Below are 26,257 nucleotides of genomic sequence, written 5' to 3' on the forward strand. Positions count from 1 at the left end.
TTCAGTACGAAAACTTCAAAAAATGTACGATTTGCGCAACATTAATTGACAGACTTTACCTTTGGGCTTGATTTATACTTAGGAAAACAAACAATATGGTCACCGAGCCCAAAGAAAGGTGGAAGGACGTGGAAATCTATTTAGATGCGATATGGCTGTTAAACTTTTGTTTTGACTTGCTGCTTTTAATGATGACCGCATTTATTTTAAAGCGAAGGGTTAAAAAGCGGAGGCTGATCTTAGGGGCGTTTGTCGCGTCAAGCATCGTTCTGTTTATGTTTACACCTTTTTCGCCGTACGTCCTTCATCCTGCAGGCAAACTGTCGTTTTCGGTTGTGATCGTTCTTGTGACATTTGGTTTTAAGCGGTTCCGGTTTTTTTTGCAAAATTTGTTTTCTTTTTATTTTGCCACTTTTTTAATGGGAGGAGGGATTATTGGAGCGCATTCTTTACTTGAAACGGATTCGATCATGGAAAACGGCGTCTTTATGACGAATTGGTCCGGTTTTGGAGACCCGGTCAGCTGGCTGTTTGTCGGTGCAGGTTTTCCGGCTGTATGGCTGTTTTCAAAAAAGCGTTTTGAAGATGCTGAAGCGAAGAAAATTCAATATGAAGAACGCGTCCGCCTAGAGACCGGCATTGATGAACATACGCTTCATTTCACCGGATTGATTGACTCCGGAAACCAACTCTACGACCCGATCACAAAAACGCCCGTCATGATCGTCAATATTGAAAAATTGAAAAGTGTATTGGGAGAAGAAGCGAGTGTGATCATCAAGGAAATGAGCCCGCTTGATGCCGTCGGCAAACTTGATGAAACACTCCCGTATATCGGGCGGATCCGCCTGATTCCCTACCGCGGGGTCGGCCATCAGCATCAGTTTCTGCTCTGCCTAAAGCCGGATCATGTGCTCATTTTTTCGGAAAGGGAGGTGATTGAAGCGCCGAAATGCATGATTGGCATCAGCACCTCACCGCTTTCCGCGGACGGCGAATTTGACGCCATCGTCCATCCGAAAATGCTCGCCGGAAACCCGGTCAAACACGTTTCTTAAACTCGAAGTCTGTTACATTATCATACTCCTGAAGACGTTTATTTAGAAGGGGGAGGAAGATGAAAAAACTAAAATTAAGGTTAACCTATCTGTGGTACAAACTTTTAATGAAACTGGGGCTGAAAAGCGACGAAATTTATTATATCGGTGGAAGCGAAGCGCTGCCCCCGCCATTGTCAAAAGATGAAGAGCAGGTGCTTCTCCATAAGCTGCCTGACGGTGATCAGGCGGCACGGGCGATTTTGATTGAACGAAATCTCAGGCTGGTCGTCTACATCGCGAGAAAATTTGAAAATACCGGCATCAATATCGAGGATTTAATCTCCATCGGCACGATCGGCCTTATCAAAGCGGTGAATACCTTTAATCCCGAGAAAAAAATCAAACTGGCTACATATGCTTCCAGATGTATTGAAAATGAAATTTTGATGTATTTAAGAAGAAACAATAAAATTCGCTCAGAGGTATCATTCGATGAACCGTTGAACATCGATTGGGACGGAAATGAACTTCTTCTCTCAGATGTGCTCGGAACAGAAAACGATATTATTACAAAAGATATCGAAGCAAACGTTGATAAGAAGCTGCTGAAAAAAGCGCTTGAACAGCTCAATGACAGAGAAAAACAGATCATGGAGCTCCGCTTCGGGCTTGTCGGAGGAGAAGAAAAAACGCAAAAAGACGTTGCCGATATGCTCGGCATCTCCCAGTCATATATTTCCCGGCTTGAAAAAAGAATTATTAAAAGGCTCCGAAAAGAATTCAACAAAATGGTTTAATTTTTTTATGAAATTTGAAGTGTTGACAGCCAAGGGTTTTCGACTTGATCTTCTTATTTTTGGAAATTAACGATGCATATTTTTCCCACCCGAGGAGATACTGAACTTTGTACAGCAGCTCCTGTAGGGAGGGAAAAAAGTGTCGAGAAATAAAGTTGAAATCTGCGGGGTTGATACATCAAAACTGCCCGTACTGAAGAACGAAGAGATGAGAAAGTTGTTCAAGCAAATGCAGGATGAAGGAGACACGACAGCAAGAGAAAAGCTTGTTAACGGTAATTTGCGCCTTGTCTTAAGCGTCATTCAAAGGTTTAACAACAGAGGAGAGTATGTTGATGACTTATTCCAAGTCGGCTGCATCGGACTAATGAAATCAATTGATAATTTTGATCTGAGCCACAATGTTAAGTTTTCAACATATGCTGTACCAATGATCATCGGAGAAATCCGCAGATATTTGCGCGATAACAACCCGATCCGCGTCTCACGGTCACTCAGGGATATCGCGTACAAGGCGCTGCAAGTGAGAGAACGGCTGATCAGTGAGACAAGCAGGGAGCCGACGGCTCAGGAGATCGCGAAAGAGCTTGAAGTGTCCCATGAAGAAATCGTTTTTGCGCTTGACGCCATTCAAGATCCCGTATCTTTGTTTGAGCCGATTTACAATGACGGAGGAGATCCGATTTATGTCATGGATCAAATCAGCGATGAGCGCAACAAGGATTCGCAATGGATCGAAGAGCTCGCCTTAAAAGAAGGCATGAGACGGCTGAATGAACGGGAAAAAATGATCCTCAGAAAACGCTTCTTCCAAGGCAAGACGCAAATGGAAGTCGCTGATGAGATCGGAATCTCCCAAGCCCAGGTGTCAAGGCTGGAAAAAGCCGCCATTAAACAAATGAATAAGAACATTCACTAAAGCCGCAGTCAATCTGCGGCTTTTCACATGCTAAAAATGGAAAATCTCTCATTCACTTTGTTATATAAATAAGCTATAATAAAAGAATTATATTTTAATTTATCAGAATATTTACATAAAAGGAGGACTTCAAATGGTTTTGCAGCTTGAGAATGCTTCACTAAAACGAAACGGAGAGTGGATATTAAAGGATATTGATTGGACGGTGGAAAAGGGGGAGCACTGGGCGTTATACGGATTGAACGGGGCCGGCAAAACCGCTCTGTTGAACATGCTGTGCGCTTATTATTTTCCGACAACAGGAAAAGTCACCGTGTTAGGGCGCGAATTTGGAAAAACGGAGCTGAACGAAAAGCTTCGCCAAAAAATCGGCCTTGTGTCAGCGGCCCTGCAGCAGAAGCTGTATCCTGAAGACAGTGCATTTGAAATTGTCTTAAGCGGCGCTTTCGCTTCGATCGGCCTTTATGAATCGCCTTCACAGTCTGTCAGGGAGAAAGCGATCGCCCTCCTGGAGGAATTCGGCTCCATCCGTTATGCGGACAGGAGATATGAAACGCTCTCTCAGGGAGAAAAACAAAAGGTGCTGATCTCAAGGGCCTTGATGGCCGATCCAGAGCTGCTCATTCTCGACGAGCCTGTTACCGGTCTTGATTTCATCGCGAGGGAGCAGGTGCTGGAGACGGTTGAACAAATTGCCAAAAAAGACAGTGCACCGTCCATGCTTTATGTTACTCACCATGCGGAAGAAATTCTCCCCGCTTTCAGCCAAACGCTGCTGCTGAAAAAAGGTGAAGTGTTTGCCTTGGGGAAGACAAGAGAGATGATGTCCGGCGAGGTTTTGTCCGAATTTTTCGATATGCCCGTCCAGGCGGTATGGACGGACGGCAGACCGTATTTGTCCAAGAAAAAGCCTCTAAACCTCAGCATTTAAAACGGCTGGTTCTTTGGCAGCCTCCTTGTTTGGAGGCTCTTTTTCAGCTTTCATCCTCTTAAAAAAGCTGGTAAGATAATAGAGAACGTCATGTTAAAGAGGGGTTCATCATTATGATCATTCAATTCATTCGCTACAGATAATGAAAGGTATAGACAAACGCTTAAACCATCCACACCTTCGTCTTTAAAAAATGCCGAAGGTGCGGGTTTATTTGTCTATGCCTTTTTCATTGATCTAAATGTGAATGAATGAGGTGTAACAATGATGAATAAAAAATTAAAAAGAGCATCGCTCATGAAAAGGCATGAAACGATGTTTCAGTGCCCGATATGCGCAACGAATATGGCGGTCACCGATTTAAAAAGCCTGATCTGTAAAAACGGACATACGTTTGATATCGCAAGAGGGGGATATGTCAATGTCACAACGCATGCTCCTTCTGTTAAATATGATAAAGAATTATTTGAAGCGAGAAGAATGTTAGCCGCCCGCGGCTTTTTTGAACCGCTTAGCGGCGCTTTGACAGACCGTCTCGAACAAGCAGGCCTCCCGTTTTGCAACTTTGTCAGCATCCTCGATGCCGGCTGCGGGGAAGGTTCGCATTTGGCGCGGATCGTTGGAAAGCTTCAAATGCGTTCCGGATCGCCTGTCCTTGGCGTCGGGCTTGATTTGGCGAAAGCCGGGATTGTGTCTGCGACTAAGCAAGAAAGAGAGGCGATCTGGTGTGTCGCCGATCTGGCTGCCGCGCCGTTTCGGAATCGTTCATTCGACGCGATCCTCAATATATTGTCGCCTTCTAATTACGCGGAATTCGAGCGGCTGTTATCTGATGACGGCATCGTTTTGAAAGTGATTCCGAAAAGCGGCTATCTGAAAGAACTGCGGGGGTTTTTGTATGACGGCTTGGACAAACAAGCCTATACGAGCGAGGATGCGGCTGAGCGGTTCTCGTCTCATTTCGATCTGATCGACAGAACGGAGATCGCCTACAGCAAACGTTTAGACCAAAGCCTTCTCGCGCCGCTCATCAAGATGACGCCATTATCATGGCGCGCAGAAAAGGAGCGGATCAAAGCCTTTTTAAAGAAAGAATCCGCTGTTACGACCGTCCATCTCGACATTTTAGCCGGCAGGAAAAAAACGAAATAAACCACTGAAAAGGCAGTCTAAATAAAGGACTGCCTTTCATATAATCTAAAAGGACATTTGATCAGAGGAGGCGTGCGGTGGACATGATGAACATTTCTGATTTCCAGATAAAAGATGTCGTTAACGTATCAAACGGGAAAAAGCTCGGCAGCATCGGCGATATCGATATTAATGTAACGACAGGCAAAATACAGGCGATTGTCATCGGAGGAACGGGGAAAGTTTTCGGATTTTTCGGAAAAGAAGAGGAAATCGTCATTCCGTGGCGAAATATTGTTAAAATTGGAGAAGATGTGATTCTTGTGCGTTTAAGCTGATCAAGCATATGAGATGATGCCTGATCAATCGGCGGGCCCTTATCCGCCTGCTTTTTCAACATTATTGTATACGGTGAGACCGTCTGCAAAAACGGCGATAAATGTTGCAAACAATACATTTCGTTTAGTTTTTTGAAACGAAACTAAACGAATGCATCAAGATGTGTTAAAATAGGAGCGATATGATGAAAGACTACGATGTTTGTCGAAAGGCTGATCACCATGAATACATATAACCCCTTTCGTCTTGATGCTCCGTCAATGCTTTTGATTGAGGAATGGAATCAGACGGCGGAAACCGGCGGAGCCGTCACAGCCGGATTTACGACAAAAAACGGCGGAGAAAGCGAACCGCCTTTTCACTCACTGAATACAGGGCTGCACGTTCAGGATCATGAACAGCATGTCATCAATAACAGAAAACAGATTGCCGACAACTTAAAAACCGATCTGCACGACTGGGTATTTGCCGATCAGACGCATGAAGACCGGATTCAAAAAGTGACGGATAGCGATCGCGCCAGCGGCGCTTTCCGATACGATACGGCGCTGAAGGCTACGGACGGACTTTATACAGACAGGCCAAACCTGTTTTTGGCGCTTTGCTTTGCCGACTGCGTTCCTGTTTATTTTTACGATCCGGTCCGCTCGCTGGCCGGAATCGCTCACGCGGGCTGGAAAGGCACCGCGCTCGGGATCGCAGCCAGCATGGTTGACACGTGGGTCAGCCGGGAAGGATCAAATCCCGCAGACATCCACGCCGTGATCGGGCCTGCGATCGGCTCGTGCTGCTACACTGTCGACGATCATGTAATAGACAAAATCAGGAATCTTCCTCTTCAGCGAGAAGACAAAGCCTTTTTGACGATAAAAGAAGGGGAGTACCGTCTCGAATTAAAAGAAGTGAACAGGCAGCTGCTTGTACACGCCGGAATTCCAAACGGCCAGATCAAGGTGAGTTCCCTTTGTACGAGCTGCGAGCATTCACTGTTTTTCTCCCATCGGAGAGACCGGGGAAAAACCGGACGGATGATGTCCTTCATCGGATTAAAGGAGGTATAGCTTACAGGTGGATGTGAAAAGCAATTTACGACATATAAATGACAGGATCAACGAAGCGTGTATCAAAGCGGGAAGAACGCCCGACGAAATATCCGTCATCGCTGTCACGAAATATGTTTCCCCGGAACGGGCGCAGGCAGCGCTTGATGCAGGAATCAGACATTTGGGAGAAAACCGCGATACCGGACTGCTTCACAAGCTCGACGCTCTGAAAGACAGCGAACCGGTATGGCATTTTATCGGAACCCTGCAGACGAGAAAGGTAAAAGCAATCATCGATCATGTCTCATATATCCATTCTTTAGACAGGCTTTCATTGGCCGACGAGATTCAGAAGAGGGCAAAAAAACCGATTGACTGTTTTGTTCAGGTCAACACATCTCTTGAATCTTCAAAACACGGCATGGCAAAAGAAGAGGTTCTTTCTTTTGTAAAAAAACTGTCTGCATATGAAAACATCCGGATTGCGGGATTAATGACGATGGCTCCTTTTACGGATGACGAGACGGCAATCAGAAGCTGTTTTCGCTTGCTGAGAGAGCTGCGCGACGAGGTTCGCGGGCTCGGTCAATGGAACGCCCCGTGCAGCGAGCTTTCGATGGGGATGTCTAACGACTATACGATCGCAGTCGAGGAAGGCGCGACATTCGTCAGAATCGGATCTTCCTTAGTCGGAAATGAAACTGGAGGTGGACAATCATGAGTTTGAAAAACAAATTTAAAAACTTTTTTTCCTTGGATGATGAGGAATACGAATACGAGTACATTGAAACAGACAGGGAGGAAATCCCTGAAGAGCATGAATCGAAAGACAGAACCGCCTACCAGTCTAAAGCGGCTGGGAAGCAGAATGTCGTAAGTTTGCAAAGCGTTCAGAAATCTTCTAAAGTAGTGTTAAGTGAGCCTCGGGTGTACGCGGAAGCCCAGGAAATCGCAGACCATATCAAAAACCGGCGCGCCGTCGTCGTGAACCTGCAGCGCATTCAGCACGATCAGGCGAAAAGAATCGTTGATTTCTTGAGCGGAACTGTATATGCTCTCGGCGGCGATATTCAGCGGATCGGAGCGGACATCTTTTTATGCACGCCTGAAAACGTCGATGTCTCCGGCACGATTTCCGAGCTCATAGAAGAAGAACATCAGAGGTGGTAAATCGCAGATGATCCTACTTTATCAAATTTTAAGCACGCTTATAACCGTCTATTCGTTTGCGCTCATTATTTACATTTTTATGTCTTGGGTGCCTAATGCAAGGGAGTCTTCATTCGGCCGGGTGCTTGCTTCACTTTGCGAGCCTTATCTCGAACCGTTCAGAAGGATTATTCCTCCGCTCGGGATGATTGATATTTCTCCGCTCGTGGCGATTTTCATCCTGCGGTTCGCAGATGCAGGGCTTCTTGCGGTTTTCAGAATGCTCGGCGCTTTTTAAAGACATTATGCCGATCTCCCGTAAGACTTACCGCAGGCAGCGGCGCCGTGGTTCTGGAGCGTGCCTTCAATCTTTGCGGGCCGAGTATCGGGCTTGGCTGTAGGCCAGGCCTCTTTACATAGAAAGGAAAGACAATGAGCGATATTTACCAGCATTTCAGAAAAGACGAAGAGCCGTTTATCGACCAGGCTCTTGAGTGGAAAAGAATCGTGGCGGAACAGTACCGGATGAAGCTGACCGATTTTTTGGACCCGCGGGAACAGGTGATCCTGCAATCTGTCATCGGTCAGTCGGACGAAGTGAGGCTTGAATTTTTCGGGGGCTTCCCTGAGGCCGAACGAAAGAGGGCTTTACTATTCCCTGAATATGCCGAGCCGTCTGCCGAAGATTTTCAGCTTCAGGGCTGGGAAGTCATCTATCCGCAAAAATTCGCCTCCATCGAGCATCGCGAGCTTCTCGGCTCATTGATGGGCATCGGATTGAGGCGCCAAAAGTTCGGCGACCTGATCTTTTCGGACGGGACATGGCAGTTTATCTGTTCGGAAGAAGTCGCTGATTTTGTTTTCACCCAGCTGACACAAATCGGCAAGGTGAAAGTTTCCCTTGAAAAAATTCCGCTTTCTAAGCTTAAAGTACCGGAGCAGGATGTCGAAATAAGGGATGATACGGTTTCATCTTTGAGGCTTGATGCGATTTGCTCGGCAATGAGCAGGCAATCCCGGCAAAAAGCACAGGTTCTCGTGAAAAATGGCCTCGTGAAAGTGAACTGGAAAGTCATTGAAGACCCTTCATATGCACTGGCGGAAGGGGATATGGTTTCGATCCGGGGGTTTGGCCGGTTCAGGATGAAAAACATTGACGGCAAAACGAAGAAGGGCAAATGGAGATTGACGTTTGAAAAACAAAAATGACGCGTTTTAACAGTTTTTTCTCCGCCCGGTCGAATTTTGCTTTATAATGTTGACTAGGACAAGTGTACATAAAGAAAAATAATGGAGGTGGGCAGCATGCCTTTGACGCCAAATGACATTCATAATAAAACATTTACAAAAGCGTTCCGCGGCTATGACGAAGATGAAGTGAACGAGTTCCTGTCCCAGGTGAGAAAGGATTATGAGATCATTCTGCGCAAAAAAAATGAGCTTGAATCAAAGGTGAACGAGCTTGACGAGCGTCTCGGCCATTTTTCGACGATCGAAGAGACGTTGAATAAATCGATCCTTGTCGCACAGGAAGCAGCCGAAGACGTAAAGCGCAATTCCGAGAAAGAAGCGAAGCTCATCATTCGTGAAGCTGAGAAAAACGCTGACCGGATCATTAATGAGTCTCTTTCAAAATCGAGAAAGATCGCGATGGAAATCGAAGAGCTGAAAAAGCAGTCAAAAGTGTTCAGAACCCGTTTCCAAATGTTGATCGAAGCGCAGCTTGACCTGTTGAAAAACGACGACTGGGATCATTTGCTTGAATACGAAGTAGACGCCGTCATGGATGAAAAAGAATAGAATTTCATTTGCGTTCTTGACATATCGTCATCCGTTCGCATATAATACGTTCATAAATTGAGTGAAAAACGTTTGAGAGGGACAGACATTGATTTCTGAAAACAATGAAAGCGACCCGGGGGCGGTGTAAGCCCGGGATTGTTGGAATCGTTGTGAATCAGCCCTCAAGTTTCCTTTCTGAACCGTCCAGTAGGAAAGGACGTCCCATCACGTTACGATGTTTGAGCGGATAAGCCGAATCGGCTTGTCTAAAAGGGTGGTACCGCGAGATCAAAGCCTTCTCGTCCCTTATGGGATGAAAAGGCTTTTTTTGTTTTAGAAAAGATGTTTTGGAGGAATGGTAATGGATTATAAAGATACGCTCTTAATGCCGAAAACAGATTTTCCGATGAGAGGAAACCTGCCGAACCGTGAACCTGAAATCCAGGGGAAATGGGAAGATATGGACATTTACAGCCTCGTTCAGAAACGAACCGAAGGCCGGCCGATGTTCGTGCTTCATGACGGACCTCCGTATGCGAACGGCGATATTCATATGGGCCATGCGCTCAACAAAGTACTGAAGGACTTCATCGTCCGTTCGAGATCGATGAGCGGCTATCATGCACCGTATGTTCCGGGCTGGGATACACACGGCCTGCCGATTGAAACAGCGCTCACGAAAAACAAAAAAGTGAAGCGCAAAGAAATGACGGTAGCCGAATTCCGCAAGCTTTGCGAAGAATATGCATGGCAGCAAATCGAAGGTCAAAAGACGCAATTTAAGCGCCTCGGTGTCAGAGGAGATTGGGAAAACCCATACGTGACGCTTAAGCCGGAGTTTGAAGCGCAGCAAATTAAAGTATTCGGCGAAATGGCGAAAAAAGGCTATATTTACAAAGGGAAGAAGCCGGTTTACTGGTCCCCTTCAAGCGAATCCGCTCTGGCTGAAGCTGAAATCGAATACCATGATAAACGCTCGCCGTCTATCTATGTTGCATTTGATGTAAAAGATGGAAAAGGTGTATTAACAAACGGCGAAAAAATCGTCATTTGGACGACAACGCCGTGGACGATCCCGGCCAATCTCGGCATCGCCGTACACCCTGAATTGGAGTACAGCGTCGTTGCTGCCGGAGGCGCGCGCTATGTGATGGCAAGCGCATTGATTGAAAGCGTGGCAAAAGCGATCGGCTTTGAAGATCATGAAGTCGTTCAAACTGTTAAAGGAAAAGACCTGGAACATATCGTCGCGGTTCATCCTTTATACAGCAGAGATTCTCTTGTTATGCTCGGTGAACACGTAACTACAGATGCCGGTACAGGCTGTGTTCATACTGCTCCGGGACACGGTGAAGACGACTTTATCATCGGTCAGAAATACGGACTTGACGTGCTTTGCCCGGTTGATGAAAAAGGACATATGACGAGCGAAGCCCCTGGTTTTGAAGGACTGTTTTACGATCAGGCCAACAAACCGATTACAGAACAGCTCGAAGAAAAAGGCGCTTTGCTGAAGCTCGATTTCATCACCCACTCCTATCCGCACGACTGGAGAACGAAAAAACCGACCATTTTCCGCGCGACCTCCCAATGGTTCGCTTCTATCAAAGACTTTAGAGACGAGCTTCTTGACGCGGTGAAAGAAACAAAATGGGTGCCTGAATGGGGCGAAACGCGCCTCTACAATATGATCCGCGACCGCGGTGACTGGTGTATCTCAAGACAGCGCGCATGGGGCGTGCCGATTCCGGTATTTTATGCCGAAAATGGGGAGCCGATCATCACGGATGAAACGATCGACCACGTTTCTGAACTATTCAGGGAGCACGGTTCGAACATTTGGTTTGAAAAAGAAGCGAATGAACTGCTTCCGGAAGGCTTTACGCATCCGGGAAGTCCGAACGGCAAGTTCACAAAGGAACAGGACATCATGGATGTCTGGTTTGATTCAGGTTCGTCACATCAGGCCGTACTGGAAGAGCGCGATGATCTTGTAAGACCTGCGGACTTGTATCTGGAAGGATCTGACCAATACCGCGGCTGGTTTAACTCATCGATTTCGACAGCCGTTGCCGTAACGGGTAAAGCACCATATAAAGGCGTGCTGTCACACGGTTTTGCCCTTGATGGAGAAGGCCGCAAGATGAGCAAATCACTCGGCAATGTCGTTGTTCCGGCAAAAATCATGAATCAGTTCGGGGCCGATATTTTAAGACTGTGGGTCGCATCTGTCGACTATCAAGCAGATGTCCGCGTATCTGACGCGATCTTAAAGCAAGTCGCAGAAGTGTACCGGAAGATCCGCAACACGTTCCGTTTTCTTCACGGAAACATTGCTGATTTTGACCCGGCGAAAGATGCAATCGCTGTGGAAGAACTTCGCGAAGTCGATCAGTACATTTTGATCAAGCTGAACAGCCTTATTGAAAAAGTCAAAAAAGCATATGAAGAATATGATTTTGCGGTCATTTACCATGCTGTCCACAACTTCTGCGCGATCGAGCTCAGCTCATTCTATATGGATTTTGCCAAAGACGTCGTTTATATTGAACACGCCGATCATAAAGACCGCCGCAGCATGCAGACCGTTTTTTACGAAACGCTGCTCGGGCTTGTCAAGCTGATCGCACCGATCCTGCCGCATACTGCTGACGAAATGTGGAGCCACTTCACATTCGTATCGGAAAAAAGCGTGCAGCTTACCGATATGCCGGAAACAAGAGACATTCCAAATGCAAAAGAGACGGAAGAGAAGTTCGACAGCTTCATGAAGCTTCGCGGCGATGTTCTTAAAGCGCTTGAAACAGCGCGTAATGAAAAGATCATCGGAAAATCTTCGGTTGCGAGCTTGACGCTGTATCCAAATGAAGAAGCAAAAGCGCTGCTTTCTTCGATCAAGGAAGACGTCAAACAGCTGTTCATCGTGTCAGAGCTTCTCATCGGCGGAACGGAAGCCGAAGCGCCTGAAGGTGCGCAGACGTTTGACACAGGAAAAATCGTCGTTGCTCAGGCAGAAGGCGAAACTTGTGAGCGGTGTCGCATGGTTTCCAAAGAAATCGGCCAGGATGCCGATCATCCGGAGCTTTGCCCTCGCTGTGCCGGAATTGTGAAGACGTATTATCAAAATTAACCACGAAGCGGTTCGGAGTTTTTCCGAACCGCTTTTAATATGCCGCCAAACCTTATCAGGCCTGCCCAGGCGTCCTGTCTGAACGCACATCCTGTGAAAGTCCGGAGAAAGGATGCCATTGCTGACATCGTTTTGTACGTCAGGAAAAATCTTTTGGGCTTGGATACCGGCTTTGTCGGTAACACTAAGGTCACAAACGATAAGAGCAGGAGTTGATGTAGGCGTGAACGATCAGCTGGCGGCAATTCATACCGAACTTCTTCAAATGAAGGAAGAACTGGAAGCAAGGCTTTTTGAATACTCCTTTTTTCAGCAGGATTCTCAAGGCATCAATTCGTATCAGCAGGTAACACTTATGTATCATGTCAAAGAAGAGCTGCAGGACGTGCTTTTGGCCCTTTCAAAAATCGAAAACGGAACATACGGCATTTGCGAAGAAACGAATCAGGCAATTCCGCTGGAAAAAATGGCTATTCTGCCGACGGCGCGCACCGCGAACGATTTTTTATATCATGCCCAGTTTGAAAAAAAGACGCTTCCTATTTGGGCTGAGACGGATGAGACGTTCAACCGGGCGCTCTACTCATAACATTCTGCAAGAGGGGAGGGCTTTTGCCCTCTTGCAGGATGTCAATGAATATTCCTTTACTCCTTTTCTTTTTCTTGTTAAAATGCTTAAATGAAGAGAAACAGAAACTGGAGGAACGGTTTGTGCCTTATTACATAATTGCAGTGCTCATTATCGGTATCGATCAATTTACAAAATGGCTGGTCGTCAGCAAAATGGAGTACGGTGAAAGCATTCCCGTCATCGACGGTTTCTTTCAAATTACCTCGCACAGAAACACAGGCGCAGCATGGGGCATTTTGGCCGGACAGATGTGGTTTTTTTACATCATTACCACGGCGGTTATCATCGGCATTGTTTACTACATTCAAAAACATGCCAAAGGACAAATCCTGCTCGGAACCGCTCTCGGATTGATGCTTGGCGGTGCTGTCGGCAATTTTATCGACCGCGTGTTCAGGCAAGAAGTTGTCGATTTTATACACGTGACGATCGTCAATTATCATTATCCGATTTTCAACATTGCCGATTCATCTTTATGCGTCGGTGTCCTGCTCTTATTTATACAAATGCTGTTAGACGGAAAGAAGAAGAAGGAGCTGTAACATGGAGCATTATGATATGACCGTTCATGAAGAACATAAAGGTGAACGGATTGACAAGTACTTGACCGCAGTTGAAGCGGATTGGTCGCGGACTCAGGTGCAGCAGTGGATTAAAGAAGACCGCGTGCTGGTTAACGGAAATGCGGTCAAAGCCAATTATAAAGTTCAGGATGGGGATGCGGTGTCAGTCCATGTTCCAGAACCGGAACCGCTTGATGTCACGGCTGAACCGATGGATCTTGATATTTATTATGAGGATCAGGACGTTCTTGTCGTCAACAAGCCGCGCGGAATGGTGGTTCATCCGGCTCCCGGCCATCTGACGGGGACGCTTGTCAACGGTTTGATGGCGCATTGTGACGATCTGTCAGGCATCAACGGCGTGATGAGGCCGGGCATCGTCCACCGGATTGATAAGGACACTTCAGGTCTGTTGATGGTTGCCAAAAACGACATGGCGCATGAATCGCTCGTGAATCAGCTTGTCAACAAAACGGTGACGAGAAAATACACCGCGCTTGTCCACGGCGTCATCCCGCATGACCACGGGACGATCGACGCGCCGATCGGCAGGGATAAAAAAGACAGGCAGAGTATGACGGTCACAAGGGAAAATGGAAAGCATGCCGTCACTCATTTTGAAGTGATCGAACGGTTCGACGATTTCACTGTTGTTGAATGCCAGCTTGAAACGGGGCGAACCCATCAAATTCGCGTGCATATGAAATATATCGGTTTTCCTCTGGCGGGAGATCCGAAATACGGCCCGAAAAAGACGGTCGATTTCAACGGCCAGGTGCTGCATGCGGGCGTATTGGGATTTGACCATCCGCGTACCGGAGAATATGTTGAATTTGAGGCGCCTCTGCCTGATGACATGAAAAATCTCCTCGACAAAATTCGAAATAAACGTTGACAGACGTTTTCTTTTTTGAAATAATAAATGCAGTTAAATCAGATTCTTTAACACAGTCCAGAGAGGCTGAGAAGGATACCGGACAAGCGAATCAATGAATTCGTTTCAAGACCCCTCTCTGCCTTTATGCAGAAGGGGTTTTTGTTTTATCCTTTAAAAGATGCGGGGTGCTGGCCATGCAGGAACAAGAAAAGGCTGTTGTGCTTGACGAACAGGCGATCAGAAGGGCGCTGACAAGAATCGCCCACGAAATGATTGAACGAAACAAAGGAATGAACAACTGTATCCTTGTCGGAATCAAAACGAGAGGCATCTATCTGGCCAAACGGCTTGCCGAACGGATTGAGCAAATCGAAGGAAACAAAGTCACCGTAGGAGAGCTCGACATCACCCTTTACAGGGATGATCTCTCCAAAAAAACGTCTAATGAAGAGCCGCTTGTCAAAGGAGCGGACATTCCGGCGGACATCACCGATCAAAAGGTGATCGTCGTCGATGATGTGCTTTACACGGGACGGACAGTCAGAGCGGCCATGGATGCGCTCGTCGATGTCGGGCGGCCTTCATCCATCCAGCTCGCGGTGCTTGTCGACCGCGGCCACAGAGAGCTGCCGATCAGAGCCGACTATATCGGGAAAAACATCCCGACATCGAAAACCGAAAAGGTCATGGTTCAATTGGAAGAAGTTGACGGACGCGACCTTGCGGCGATTTATAAAAAGTGAATGACAATCCTTTTTTAAATGCATTCCAGTGAGTTTGCAAAGAGGGATAGAACGAAAGATGCCGCCTCACCATGCGGCGGATCTTTGTCTGCCTCTTTGCGCAATTTAAGCAAAGAGGCTTTTTTAATGGGCACAATCTTTTCAGGATATAAAGACATCAAAGACAGTGAGTCAACCATCAGGAGGAAAAAATATGAGTCAGAAAAAAGTGAACCTTGGTGTCAGAGAAGTACCAAAACCTTTGAATTGGATAACTTTCAGCCTGCAGCATCTGTTTGCCATGTTCGGAGCGACGATCCTCGTGCCAAAGCTTGTAGGCTTAAGCCCAGGCGTGGCCCTTATAACGAGCGGGCTAGGAACGCTTGCATATCTCTTGATTACAAAAGGACAGATCCCGGCTTACTTAGGTTCATCCTTTGCATTTATTGCCCCGATTATCGCGGCAAAAGCCGCCGGAGGCCCTGGGGCGGCCATGATCGGCGCATTTATGGCAGGCATCGCCTACGGGCTGATCGCCCTGCTCATCCAGCAGCTGGGAACGGACTGGCTGATGAGGCTCCTGCCGCCTGTTGTCGTCGGTCCGGTCATTATCGTCATCGGACTCGGGCTGGCAAGCACGGCTGTCAATATGGCCATGTATGAAGATTCGGGAGCAAAAGTGCTCGTCTACAGCGCCAAACATTTTGGCGTTGCAGGATTCACACTCGCGCTCACCATAATCTGCGCGATTTTCTTAAGAGGATTTTTCAGCCTGATTCCTGTCTTGATCGGAATTATCGGCGGATACTTGTTCGCCCTGACCCAAGGCATCGTCGACTTCCAGATGGTCCTTGACGCCAAATGGTTTGCTGTTCCAGATTTCGTCATTCCGTTTGTCGACTATACGTCGAGCGCGGCGGCTGTCGGAATTGGAATCGCCATGGTGCCTGTTGCTTTCGTGACAATGTCAGAACATATCGGCCACCAAATGGTATTAAGCAAAGTCGTCGGTCAGGATTTCATTAAGAAGCCCGGGCTTCACCGCTCGATTTTCGGCGACAGTGTCGCAACGATGCTGGCATCATGCATCGGCGGACCGCCGACAACGACCTACGGAGAAAACATCGGCGTACTCGCCATCACAAGAGTATTCAGCGTATTTGTCATCGGCGGAGCGGCTGTTATTGCACTGTGCTTCGGGTTTATCGGCAAAATTTCGGCCCTGATCAGCTCTGTCCCTTCTGCAGTCATGGGAGGCGTTTCCTTCCTGCTGTTCGGTATCATCGCATCAAGCGGACTGCGCATGCTGATTGATAACAAAATTGACTTGGAAAATAAGCGAAACCTGATCATCTCATCCGTCATTCTCGTCATCGGAGTGGGCGGCGCATTTATCAAAATCTCAGGGTTCGAGCTGTCAAGCATGGCGCTTGCAGCTATCGTCGGAGTGGTTTTAAACCTTGTCCTGCCTGAATCAAAGGGAGATCAGGACGGGATTGAAATAGAAGAGCATATTTAAAAACCTTTTAAATGAAGTCCAGAGAGGCTTGAAAGGGTTACGGAGAGAGAAGTGCAAAAAAGCGCATTCTCTGGTTCACTGTACCCCAAGCCGTTGTGGCTTGGGGTTTTTTTACAGGAAATTAAAGCCTGAGGGGGAGAAAAAATGAAACACTTGACCGCAATGAATGAGCTTAGTCTTGAGGATATTCACGAGCTGATTGAAGAGGCGAGAGAGCTGAAAAAAAGGAAATTCGATTCCGTCCTCTCCGGAAAGTTTGCTGCCAATCTGTTTTTTGAACCGAGCACAAGAACGCGCTTCAGCTTCGAAGTGGCTGAAAAGAAACTCGGCATGAATGTGCTGAACCTGGACGGTGTTTCAACAAGCGTACAAAAAGGAGAATCGTTGTACGATACCGTCAAGACACTCGAATCCATCGGCGCTGATGTATGTGTGATCAGACACTCTCAGGATCATTATTACGATGAACTTATCGGACATGTCGGCATTCCGGTGATCAATGCCGGAGACGGCTGCGGTCAGCATCCCACTCAATCTTTGCTCGATTTGCTGACGATTTACGAGGAATGGGGCGGATTTGCCGGACTGACGGTATCCATACACGGAGATATCAAACACAGCAGAGTGGCAAGATCGAATGCCGAAGTGCTGACAAGGCTCGGAGCAAAGGTTCTTTTCTCAGGTCCGGAAGAATGGCGGGATGACAACAATCCTTACGGGACATATGTGTCGCCTGATGAAGCGGTCGCAAATTCGGATGTCGTAATGCTTCTCCGAATTCAGCACGAACGTCATGAGAAAAAGGCGGCAGAACGCGATTATCTTGAAACTTTCGGACTGTCGCTGAAGCGGGCGGAGCTCCTGAAAAAAGACGCGGTCATCATGCATCCTGCGCCTGTTAACAGAGGCGTCGAGATTGACAGTGCGCTGGTCGAATCCACTCAGTCGAGAATTTTCAAACAAATGGAAAACGGTGTATATATCAGAATGGCGGTTTTAAAAAGAGCGCTTCTAAACGGCGAAAACAAAAAAAGGGGAGATCAGGCTTATGTCTTATTTAATTAAAAACGGCTTCATACTCGACGAAAAAGGTGAAAAAGTACAGTGCGACATCAGGGTTGAAGGCGATGCAATCAGCGAAATCGGAAGCCTTGAGGCCGCTTTGGGAGAAACGGTCATCAATGCGGATGGGCTTTTCGTCTCGCCGGGGCTTGTTGACCTTCACGTTCACTTCAGAGAGCCGGGCGGCGAGAAGAAAGAAACGATCGAAACAGGTGCAAAAGCCGCGGCAAGAGGCGGGTTTACAACTGTCGCCGCAATGCCGAATACGCGGCCTGTCCCCGATACGAAAGAGCAGATGGAGTGGCTCGTCAACCGCATTGACGAAACGGCATCTGTCAGAGTGCTGCCGTACGCTTCCATCACCATCAGACAAACAGGTCAGGAAATGACCGACTTCGAAGGGCTGAAAGACGCAGGTGCGTTTGCGTTTACTGATGACGGCGTCGGCGTTCAAACGGCGGGGATGATGTATGAAGCGATGAAAAAAGCGGCTTCGATCGATAAAGCAATTGTCGCCCACTGTGAAGACAATTCACTGATCTACGGCGGCAGTGTCCACGATGGGAAATTTGCCAAAGCCAACGGTTTAAACGGGATTCCTTCGATATGCGAAGCCGTTCACATCGCAAGGGACGTTCTTCTGGCCGAAGCGGCAGGCTGCCATTACCATGTCTGTCATATCAGCACGAAGGAATCGGTCAGGGTCGTCCGCGACGCCAAAAAAGCGGGAATCCGTGTGACAGCGGAAGTGACGCCTCACCATCTGCTCCTTTCAGACAGCGACATTCCCGGTCTTGATACAAATTATAAAATGAATCCGCCGCTCAGAAGTCCGGAAGACAGAGAAGCGCTCCTTGAGGGGCTTACAGACGGAACAATCGATTTTATCGCTACGGATCATGCCCCTCATACAGAAGATGAAAAACAACAGACAATGAGCCTGGCGCCATTTGGGATTGTCGGCTTGGAGACGGCTTTTCCGCTTCTTTATACGCACTTTGTCAAAACGGGAAACTGGACGCTGAAACAGCTCCTCGATTATATGACGGTCAAACCTTGCGAGGCGTTCGGACTTCCTTACGGTAAGCTTGAAGCCGGGCGGTCCGCGGATATTACGCTGATAGATCTTGAACGCGAAGAAAAAATTGATAAAAACACCTTTCTTTCTAAAGGGAAAAACACGCCGTTTGACGGCATCAGCTGCTTCGGCTGGCCGGTTATGACAATGGCAAAGGGAAAACTCGTTTACCAAGAGGGGAGACTTGTAAAATGAAAAGACGTCTTGTACTAGAAAACGGAACAATTTTTGAAGGGGAAGCTTTCGGCAGCCTGGAAAACACCATGGGAGAAGTCGTCTTCAACACGGGGATGACAGGCTATCAAGAAATCCTCTCAGACCCGTCATACTGCGGACAAATTGTCACACTGACCTACCCGCTGATCGGGAACTACGGGATCAACAGAGACGACTTTGAATCTATCACCCCTTATGTGAAAGGGTTTATCGTAAAAGAGTTATGTCAACTTCCGTCAAACTGGCGCTCTGCTTATACCCTTGATGAATATTTAAAAATGAAGAACATCCCGGGACTCTCGGGGATTGACACGAGAAAGCTGACAAGAATGATCAGAACGGCAGGTACGCTGAAAGGGGTTTTTGCCGGCCCGGAAGAAGATGCTGAGGCTTTGGTTCAAAAGCTGAAAGAAACGAACCTTCCGACCGACCAGGTCAGCCAAGTTTCAACAAAAACGGCATATCCGAGCCCTGGGAGGGGGAAGCGAATCGTGCTTGTCGATTTCGGAATGAAGCACGGCATCTTAAGAGAGCTGAACAAGCGCAAATGCGATGTGATCGTCGTTCCTCACAATGTAACAGCAGAAGAAGTGATGCAGCTGAAGCCTGACGGCGTAATGCTGTCAAACGGACCTGGAGATCCAACGGACGTACCCGAAGCAATTGCCATGATTCAAAACATTCTCGGCAAGGTTCCATTGTTCGGCATCTGTCTCGGCCATCAGCTGTTTGCCCTCGCCTGCGGAGCAAAGACGGCGAAAATGAAATTCGGACACCGCGGTTCCAACCATCCGGTTAAAGAGCTTGCAACCGGGAGAGTATCAATTACGGCTCAAAACCACGGCTATACCGTATCGACCGTTGAAAACACGCCGCTTGAAGTGACGCATGTCGCGATTAATGATGACACAATCGAAGGGCTTAAACATAAACACGAACCGGCTTTCACGGTTCAATACCATCCGGAAGCTTCACCGGGACCGGAAGACGCCAACCATTTATTTGATCAATTTTTACACATGATTGAAACCACAGAGAAAGAAGGGGAAGCGGTATGCCTAAACGCGTAGATATCAAAAAGATTTTGGTGATCGGATCAGGGCCGATTATTATCGGGCAGGCGGCGGAATTTGATTATGCGGGTACACAGGCCTGCCTCGCTTTAAAAGAAGAAGGCTATGAAGTCATTCTCGTCAACTCGAATCCGGCGACGATCATGACGGATACGGAAATGGCCGACCGCGTATATATCGAACCGCTGACGCTTGAATTCTTAACACGTATCATCCGCAAAGAGCGGCCGGACGCCATTTTGCCGACATTGGGCGGGCAGACGGGCCTCAACTTGGCGGTCGAACTGTCCGAGCACGGCATCCTGGCTGAGTGCGGTGTTGAAGTGCTCGGCACGAAATTGGCTGCGATCCAACAGGCGGAGGACCGCGACTTGTTCAGAAGCCTGATGAATGAGTTGAATGAACCGGTTCCGGAAAGCGAGATCATCCACTCGCTCGAGGAAGCGCGCGAGTTCGTCGAGCGCATCGGCTTCCCCGTCATCGTCCGGCCGGCATACACGCTCGGCGGAACAGGCGGAGGCATCTGCTCAAACGAAGACGAGCTGAAGGAAATTGTTGAAAACGGCTTAAAAATGAGCCCGGTTCACCAATGTCTGCTTGAAAAGAGCATCGCCGGCTACAAAGAAATCGAGTATGAAGTCATGAGAGACTCGAGCGATCACGCGATCGTCGTCTGCAATATGGAAAACATCGATCCGGTCGGGATTCATACCGGGGACAGCATCGTTGTAGCGCCGAGCCAGACGCTGAGCGACCGCGAATACCAAATGCTTCGCAATGTATCGCTGAAAATCATCCGCGCGCTTGAAATCGAAGGCGGCTGTAATGTTCAGCTGGCGCTTGACCCGGACAGCTTTCAGTACTACATCATCGAGGTAAACCCGCGGGTCAGCCGTTCATCAGCGCTTGCCTCAAAAGCGACGGGCTATCCGATCGCAAAGCTTGCCGCTAAAATTGCCGTCGGTTTGTCTCTTGACGAAATGATGAATCCTGTGACAGGAAAAACGTACGCGTCTTTCGAACCTGCACTCGACTATGTCGTTTCAAAAATACCGCGCTGGCCGTTTGATAAATTCGAATCGGCAAACCGCAAGCTCGGCACGCAGATGAAAGCGACAGGCGAAGTGATGGCGATCGGAAGAACGTGGGAGGAATCTCTCCTGAAAGCGGTCCGTTCTCTTGAAGCGGATGTCTATCACCTGGAGCTGAAAGATGCCGGTGAGATCTCGAATGAAGTGCTTGAAAAACGGATTAAAAAAGCGGGAGACGAACGTCTCTTTTACTTGGCCGAAGCGTTTAGAAGAGGATACACGGTCAGCGATCTCCACGAATTTTCGGCAATTGACCTGTTCTTCCTGCACAAGCTTGAGGGAATCATTCGCTTTGAAGAAAAGCTGAAAGCCGGGCGCGGTGACCTGGGTCTTTTGAAAGAAGCGAAAGAGCTCGGTTTTTCAGACCGCTTCATCAGCTTTCTCTGGGAGATGCCTGAAAGAAAGCTTTATGATCTTAGAAAAGAAACAGGCATCACGCCTGTTTATAAAATGGTTGATACATGTGCGGCCGAATTTGAATCGGAGACACCTTATTTCTACAGCACATATGAAGAGGAAAACGAATCGGTCAGAACAGACAAAAACAGCGTTATCGTTCTTGGCTCCGGCCCGATCCGGATCGGCCAGGGGGTCGAATTCGATTATGCGACTGTGCATTCGGTTTGGGCGATCAAAGAAGCCGGCTATGAAGCAATCATTATTAACAACAATCCTGAGACGGTTTCAACGGACTTCAGCATCTCCGACAAGCTCTACTTTGAGCCGCTTACTGTTGAAGATGTCATGCATATCATCGATTTGGAGCAGCCGAAAGGCGTCGTCGTTCAGTTTGGCGGACAGACTGCGATCAACCTTGCCGACGAGCTCGCGGAGCGGGGCGTCGCCATTCTTGGAACATCCCTTGAGGATTTGGACCGCGCCGAGGATCGCGACAAGTTCGAACAGACGCTTGAAACGCTGCATGTGCCTCAGCCGCTCGGAAAAACGGCGACATCTGTGGAAGGCGCTGTTGAAATCGCAGCCAACATCGGCTATCCGGTGCTTGTCCGCCCATCGTATGTACTTGGGGGGCGTGCGATGGAGATCGTCTACCATGAAACAGAGCTTCTCCATTATATGAAGAATGCAGTGAAAATCAATCCGCAGCACCCTGTCTTGATCGATAAATATTTGACCGGAAAGGAAATTGAAGTGGATGCGATTTCTGACGGTGAAACGGTCGTCATTCCGGGGATTATGGAGCACATTGAACGGGCCGGCGTCCACTCAGGGGATTCGATTGCCGTTTACCCGCCGCAATCCCTTTCAGAGGACATCAAGAAAAAGATTGAAGCATACACGATTAAGCTTGCAAAAGGCTTAAACATCGTCGGCCTGCTCAACATTCAGTTTGTCCTTTCAAAAGATGAGGTTTACGTCCTTGAAGTCAACCCGAGATCGAGCCGCACGGTGCCGTTTCTCAGCAAAATCACCGGCATTCCGATGGCCAATCTCGCAACAAAAGTGATTCTCGGCGGGAAGCTTGCCGATATGGGCTATACTGAAGGCCTTCAAAAAGAGCAGGAAGGCGTATATGTGAAAGTGCCGGTCTTCTCGTTTGCAAAGCTGAGGAGAGTGGATATCACGCTCGGACCGGAAATGAAATCGACCGGGGAAGTCATGGGCAAAGACAGCACTTTGGAAAAAGCGCTGTACAAAGGACTGATCGCTTCAGGCATCCAAATTCCGAATTACGGCTCTGTTCTCCTGACAGTTGCTGATAAAGATAAAGAGGAAGGTCTATTGATCGCCAAGCGGTTCCATGCGATCGGCTATAAAATATTGGCTACGGAAGGAACGGCCGGCTATTTAAGAGACGCATCCGTACCTGTTAAAACCGTCGGGAAAATCGGCGAAGAAGGCACAAATCTCCTTGATGTCATTCGAAACGGGGAAGCGCAGTTCGTCGTCAATACGCTGACAAAAGGGAAGCAGCCGGCAAGGGACGGCTTCAGAATCAGACGCGAATCAGTTGAAAACGGCGTTGCCTGCCTGACATCCCTTGATACGGCGGAAGCGATTTTGCGGGTGCTTGAAAGCATGAGCTTCCGCGCCGATCATATGCCGGCGATTAGAATTGAGCAAAAGGCGGCCGTCAGATGAGAAAAGGGTATATGACAGTCCGTTCAAACAAGTGTATCGCGGATCATATTTATCAAATGGTACTGGAAGGGGAGATTGCCGAAGTTTGCGGCGCTCCCGGCCAGTTTCTTCACATCAAGGTCTCAGATTCCCTCACGCCGCTTTTGAGGCGGCCGATCAGCATCGCCGATATCAACAGAGCCGCCCGGCAGGTGACCATCATCTTTCGCAAGGATGGGGAAGGGACGAGTCTCCTGTCTTTAAAACAGGAAGGAGATCAGATCGATGTCCTTGGTCCGCTCGGCAACGGTTTTCCGGCTGAATCGCTTGAACCGGGGAAAACGGCTCTTCTTGTCGGAGGGGGGATCGGTGTTCCGCCGCTTTACGAGCTGAGCAAACAGCTGACAAATAGAGGGGTGCACGCGATCCATGTGTTAGGATTTGCTTCTGCAAAAGACGTCTTTTACGAACAGGAATTCAGCCGTTTCGGGCGTGTGTATGTGGCAACCGCAGACGGCACCCGCGGTTCAAAGGGATTTGTTACAGATGTCATTGAAAACGAGGGGCTTCAGTTTGACTGCATAATGGCCTGCGGACCGACGCCGATGCTGAAAGCTTTAAAACAGCGCTATCCGGATAAAGAGGTTTATCTGTCAATGGAAGAGCGCATGGGATGCGGGATCGGCGCTTGCTTTGCCTGTGTCTGCCATACGGAAGAAAGCGAAACATCTTATGTGAAGGTATGCCTTGATGGTCCTGTTTTCAAAGCCCAGGAGGTGCTGTTATGATGCTCGAAGTCAATTTGCCGGGCCTTCAATTGAAAAATCCGATCATGCCGGCTTCAGGCTGCTTCGGATTCGGGAGAGAATTTGCGAACTTTTACGATCTTTCACGTCTCGGTGCGATCATGATTAAAGCGACGACGAGCGAACCGCGCTTCGGGAATCCGACGCCGCGCGTCGCCGAGACGCAAGCCGGCATGCTTAATGCCATCGGTCTGCAAAATCCCGGTTTAGAGGCTGTCATGGAACGCGAATTGCCGTGGCTCGAACAGTTCGATACACCGATTATCGCCAATGTCGCCGGCTCGCAGATCGACGATTATGTTGAAGTGGCTGAAGAAATCAGCAAAGCGCCGAATGTTCATGCGCTCGAGCTGAATATTTCCTGTCCTAACGTGAAAACGGGAGGGATCGCCTTCGGTACGCAGCCGGAAATGGCCAGTGAGCTGACGAAAGCGGTGAAAGAGGTTGCGAGCGTTCCCGTCTATGTGAAGCTGTCGCCGAATGTCGCGAACATTACCGACATCGCTCTTGCCATAGAAGAAGCGGGAGCAGACGGTTTGACGATGATCAACACGCTGATCGGGATGCGGCTCGACTTAAAAACGGGAAAGCCGGTCTTGGCGAACAAAACCGGCGGATTATCAGGCCCTGCTGTTAAACCGGTGGCCATCAGAATGGTGCATGAAGTCAGCCAAAAAGTCAGCATTCCGATCATCGGCATGGGCGGTGTCCAGTCAGCGGAAGATGTGCTTGAGTTTTTGCTGGCGGGTGCGAGCGCAGTCGCCGTCGGCACCGCAAACTTTGTTAATCCGTTTGTTTGTCCCGAAATCATCGCCGATTTGCCGCGCGTTTTAGAAAAATACGGATACCGTTCGTTGAACGAGTGTATCGGAAGGAGCTGGAAGGATGAAACATACGCCGCCCATCATCGCGCTTGATTTTGCATCAGCACAGGAAACATATGCGTTTTTGGACCGGTTTCATGGAGAAGAGCTTTTCGTGAAGGTGGGCATGGAGCTTTTTTATCAGGAAGGGCCGGCCATCCTTGAAAAGTTACAGGAGCGCGGCTGCCGCATTTTCCTTGATCTAAAATGCCACGACATTCCAACGACCGTATACAAGGCGATGACAAGGCTGGCGGGGTTTGGCGTCAGCCTTGTCAATGTGCACGCAGCAGGCGGAAAGCAAATGATGGAGTCGGCGCTTGAAGGCCTTGAAGCGGGGACTCCGGCAGGCCGAAAACGCCCTTCATTAATTGCTGTGACCCAGCTGACAAGCACGTCTTCAGAAATGCTTCAGCAAGAGCTGCTGATTGAAACGCCGCTTCTCGATACAGTTGTTCACTACAGCAAGTTGGCTAAAGAAAGCGGACTTGACGGTGTCGTCTGCTCCGTCCATGAAGCCGAACACATTTACCGGGCCGCGTCTTTAGATTTTCTGACCGTGACACCCGGAATTCGCATGGCGGATGACAAAAACAACGACCAGGTCCGGGTGGCGACGCCTGGCTACGCAAGGGAAAAAGGCGTGTCGGCGATCGTTGTCGGCCGTTCGATTACACAGGCGGAAGATCCTGTGTCAGCCTACAGAAGAATAGGACATGAGTGGGAGGGAACCAAGGCATGAAAACAGACATTGCAAACCATTTATTAAGAATCAAAGCGGTTTTCCTGCGCCCGAACGAGCCGTTTACATGGGCGAGCGGCATCTTGTCGCCCATCTACTGCGACAATCGTTTGACGCTTTCATATCCGGAAGTAAGGGATGATATAGCTTCAGGGCTTGCCGGACTGATTCAAGACAAGTTTCCCGGAGCCGAAATGATCGCCGGTACGGCAACTGCGGGAATCCCCCATGCCGCGCTTGCCGCCGACAGGCTGAGCCTGCCGATGTGCTACGTCAGAAGCAAACCGAAGGCGCACGGCAAAGGAAACCAAATTGAAGGCGCTGTTGTAAAAGGACAAAAAGTCGTTGTAATTGAAGATTTAATTTCAACGGGAGGAAGCGTCCTTGAAGCGGCAGCCGCTCTCACAGAGGCGGGATGTGAAGTGCTCGGTGTCGCCGCCATTTTCACTTACGGGCTTCCTAAAGCCGCCGCCGCCTTCAGCGAAGCGGGCGTTGAATACCGCACGCTGACTGATTACGATACATTGACAGAGGCTGCGCTTGCCGGCGGATATATCAGCGAACAGGATGCCGCCAAACTGAAAGAATGGAAGGCGGATCCTGAAAGCAAGTCTTGGATGGATTAATGAAAAAAGCCGTATTCTCCTAATGGGAGAACGGCTTTTTTTGCG

Annotated in this window: 26 protein-coding genes and 1 other annotated feature; all 26 genes read left to right on the forward strand. The window is 48.5% G+C overall.

The features are described 5' to 3' along the window. Positions 1 to 128 precede the first annotated feature (128 nt). The 26 genes from spoIIGA to pyrE all read left to right on the forward strand — a co-directional run bounded on the left by spoIIGA (position 129) and on the right by pyrE (position 26,212). On the forward strand, positions 129 to 1,058 hold the full coding sequence (gene spoIIGA / locus MKZ04_RS03775; protein WP_023857248.1) for a sigma-E processing peptidase SpoIIGA: 930 nt from the start codon (positions 129 to 131) through the stop codon (positions 1,056 to 1,058). 59 nt (positions 1,059 to 1,117) lie between these two features. Next, positions 1,118 to 1,837, forward strand: coding sequence for an RNA polymerase sporulation sigma factor SigE (gene sigE / locus MKZ04_RS03780; RefSeq protein ID WP_003181573.1), 720 nt, complete (start codon positions 1,118 to 1,120; stop codon positions 1,835 to 1,837). A 139-nt stretch (positions 1,838 to 1,976) separates the two neighbouring features. Beyond that, positions 1,977 to 2,756, forward strand: coding sequence for an RNA polymerase sporulation sigma factor SigG (gene sigG / locus MKZ04_RS03785; protein ID WP_003181576.1), 780 nt, complete (start codon positions 1,977 to 1,979; stop codon positions 2,754 to 2,756). A gap of 133 nt (positions 2,757 to 2,889) precedes the next feature. Next, positions 2,890 to 3,687, forward strand: coding sequence for an ABC transporter ATP-binding protein (locus tag MKZ04_RS03790; RefSeq protein WP_020451313.1), 798 nt, complete (start codon positions 2,890 to 2,892; stop codon positions 3,685 to 3,687). Between the two features lie 264 nt (positions 3,688 to 3,951). Further along, positions 3,952 to 4,839, forward strand: coding sequence for a putative RNA methyltransferase (locus MKZ04_RS03795; protein WP_080736655.1), 888 nt, complete (start codon positions 3,952 to 3,954; stop codon positions 4,837 to 4,839). Between the two features lie 83 nt (positions 4,840 to 4,922). Continuing rightward, positions 4,923 to 5,156: a YlmC/YmxH family sporulation protein gene (locus MKZ04_RS03800; protein ID WP_011197962.1), complete on the forward strand. Its 234-nt coding sequence runs from the start codon at positions 4,923 to 4,925 to the stop codon at positions 5,154 to 5,156. A 222-nt stretch (positions 5,157 to 5,378) separates the two neighbouring features. Then, entirely contained in the window at positions 5,379 to 6,218 is an 840-nt protein-coding gene (pgeF, locus tag MKZ04_RS03805) for a peptidoglycan editing factor PgeF (protein WP_023857246.1), read from the forward strand. 7 nt (positions 6,219 to 6,225) lie between these two features. Then, positions 6,226 to 6,921, forward strand: a complete 696-nt coding sequence (locus tag MKZ04_RS03810) for a YggS family pyridoxal phosphate-dependent enzyme (RefSeq protein ID WP_020451316.1) — start codon at positions 6,226 to 6,228, stop codon at positions 6,919 to 6,921. Then, a complete protein-coding gene (gene sepF / locus MKZ04_RS03815; RefSeq protein WP_003181594.1) occupies positions 6,918 to 7,370 on the forward strand; it encodes a cell division protein SepF in 453 nt (150 codons plus the stop codon). The genes MKZ04_RS03810 and sepF overlap by 4 nt, the downstream gene beginning before the upstream one ends. Positions 7,371 to 7,380: 10 nt before the next feature. Continuing rightward, the gene (locus MKZ04_RS03820) at positions 7,381 to 7,647 is read left to right on the forward strand and encodes a YggT family protein (protein WP_025811370.1); all 267 of its coding nucleotides are present in this window, start codon (positions 7,381 to 7,383) and stop codon (positions 7,645 to 7,647) included. 134 nt (positions 7,648 to 7,781) lie between these two features. Then, on the forward strand, positions 7,782 to 8,558 hold the full coding sequence (locus MKZ04_RS03825) for a YlmH family RNA-binding protein (RefSeq protein WP_023857245.1): 777 nt from the start codon (positions 7,782 to 7,784) through the stop codon (positions 8,556 to 8,558). 96 nt (positions 8,559 to 8,654) lie between these two features. Beyond that, positions 8,655 to 9,149 (forward strand): DivIVA domain-containing protein, encoded by a 495-nt coding sequence (locus tag MKZ04_RS03830; protein ID WP_328037588.1) that lies wholly within the window; start codon positions 8,655 to 8,657, stop codon positions 9,147 to 9,149. A gap of 62 nt (positions 9,150 to 9,211) precedes the next feature. After that, positions 9,212 to 9,441, forward strand: a binding site (T-box leader). 51 nt (positions 9,442 to 9,492) lie between these two features. After that, entirely contained in the window at positions 9,493 to 12,261 is a 2,769-nt protein-coding gene (gene ileS / locus MKZ04_RS03835; RefSeq protein ID WP_048350284.1) for an isoleucine--tRNA ligase, read from the forward strand. A 223-nt stretch (positions 12,262 to 12,484) separates the two neighbouring features. After that, complete coding sequence (locus MKZ04_RS03840) at positions 12,485 to 12,850, forward strand: TraR/DksA family transcriptional regulator (protein ID WP_023857244.1); 366 nt, start codon at positions 12,485 to 12,487, stop codon at positions 12,848 to 12,850. Positions 12,851 to 12,894: 44 nt separating this feature from the next. Beyond that, positions 12,895 to 13,434: a signal peptidase II gene (gene lspA, locus MKZ04_RS03845; protein ID WP_223254792.1), complete on the forward strand. Its 540-nt coding sequence runs from the start codon at positions 12,895 to 12,897 to the stop codon at positions 13,432 to 13,434. 1 nt (position 13,435) lies between these two features. After that, on the forward strand, positions 13,436 to 14,350 hold the full coding sequence (locus MKZ04_RS03850; protein WP_023857242.1) for an RluA family pseudouridine synthase: 915 nt from the start codon (positions 13,436 to 13,438) through the stop codon (positions 14,348 to 14,350). A gap of 176 nt (positions 14,351 to 14,526) precedes the next feature. Continuing rightward, positions 14,527 to 15,075, forward strand: a complete 549-nt coding sequence (gene pyrR, locus MKZ04_RS03855) for a bifunctional pyr operon transcriptional regulator/uracil phosphoribosyltransferase PyrR (protein WP_020451324.1) — start codon at positions 14,527 to 14,529, stop codon at positions 15,073 to 15,075. 193 nt (positions 15,076 to 15,268) lie between these two features. Beyond that, on the forward strand, positions 15,269 to 16,573 hold the full coding sequence (gene pyrP, locus MKZ04_RS03860) for a uracil permease PyrP (RefSeq protein WP_341045332.1): 1,305 nt from the start codon (positions 15,269 to 15,271) through the stop codon (positions 16,571 to 16,573). 144 nt (positions 16,574 to 16,717) lie between these two features. After that, entirely contained in the window at positions 16,718 to 17,638 is a 921-nt protein-coding gene (locus tag MKZ04_RS03865; RefSeq protein ID WP_023857239.1) for an aspartate carbamoyltransferase catalytic subunit, read from the forward strand. Continuing rightward, positions 17,622 to 18,908 carry a dihydroorotase gene (locus tag MKZ04_RS03870; RefSeq protein WP_020451327.1) on the forward strand — a complete coding sequence of 429 codons (1,287 nt, stop codon included), beginning with the start codon at positions 17,622 to 17,624 and terminating at the stop codon, positions 18,906 to 18,908. The genes MKZ04_RS03865 and MKZ04_RS03870 overlap by 17 nt, the downstream gene beginning before the upstream one ends. Continuing rightward, positions 18,905 to 19,999 (forward strand): carbamoyl phosphate synthase small subunit, encoded by a 1,095-nt coding sequence (locus MKZ04_RS03875; RefSeq protein WP_023857237.1) that lies wholly within the window; start codon positions 18,905 to 18,907, stop codon positions 19,997 to 19,999. Before MKZ04_RS03870 ends, MKZ04_RS03875 begins: the two co-directional genes overlap by 4 nt. Further along, a complete protein-coding gene (gene carB, locus MKZ04_RS03880) occupies positions 19,984 to 23,196 on the forward strand; it encodes a carbamoyl-phosphate synthase large subunit (RefSeq protein WP_341045335.1) in 3,213 nt (1,070 codons plus the stop codon). The genes MKZ04_RS03875 and carB overlap by 16 nt, the downstream gene beginning before the upstream one ends. Next, the gene (locus MKZ04_RS03885) at positions 23,193 to 23,963 is read left to right on the forward strand and encodes a dihydroorotate dehydrogenase electron transfer subunit (protein WP_023857236.1); all 771 of its coding nucleotides are present in this window, start codon (positions 23,193 to 23,195) and stop codon (positions 23,961 to 23,963) included. The genes carB and MKZ04_RS03885 overlap by 4 nt, the downstream gene beginning before the upstream one ends. Continuing rightward, a complete protein-coding gene (locus MKZ04_RS03890; protein ID WP_103749104.1) occupies positions 23,963 to 24,898 on the forward strand; it encodes a dihydroorotate dehydrogenase in 936 nt (311 codons plus the stop codon). Before MKZ04_RS03885 ends, MKZ04_RS03890 begins: the two co-directional genes overlap by 1 nt. Then, positions 24,867 to 25,586 (forward strand): orotidine-5'-phosphate decarboxylase, encoded by a 720-nt coding sequence (gene pyrF / locus MKZ04_RS03895; RefSeq protein WP_035338804.1) that lies wholly within the window; start codon positions 24,867 to 24,869, stop codon positions 25,584 to 25,586. Before MKZ04_RS03890 ends, pyrF begins: the two co-directional genes overlap by 32 nt. Further along, positions 25,583 to 26,212, forward strand: a complete 630-nt coding sequence (gene pyrE, locus MKZ04_RS03900; RefSeq protein WP_020451333.1) for an orotate phosphoribosyltransferase — start codon at positions 25,583 to 25,585, stop codon at positions 26,210 to 26,212. Before pyrF ends, pyrE begins: the two co-directional genes overlap by 4 nt. Positions 26,213 to 26,257: the final 45 nt, after the last annotated feature.

This window comes from Bacillus sp. FSL W7-1354 (assembly GCF_038002405.1).
Taxonomy (GTDB): domain Bacteria; phylum Bacillota; class Bacilli; order Bacillales; family Bacillaceae; genus Bacillus; species Bacillus paralicheniformis.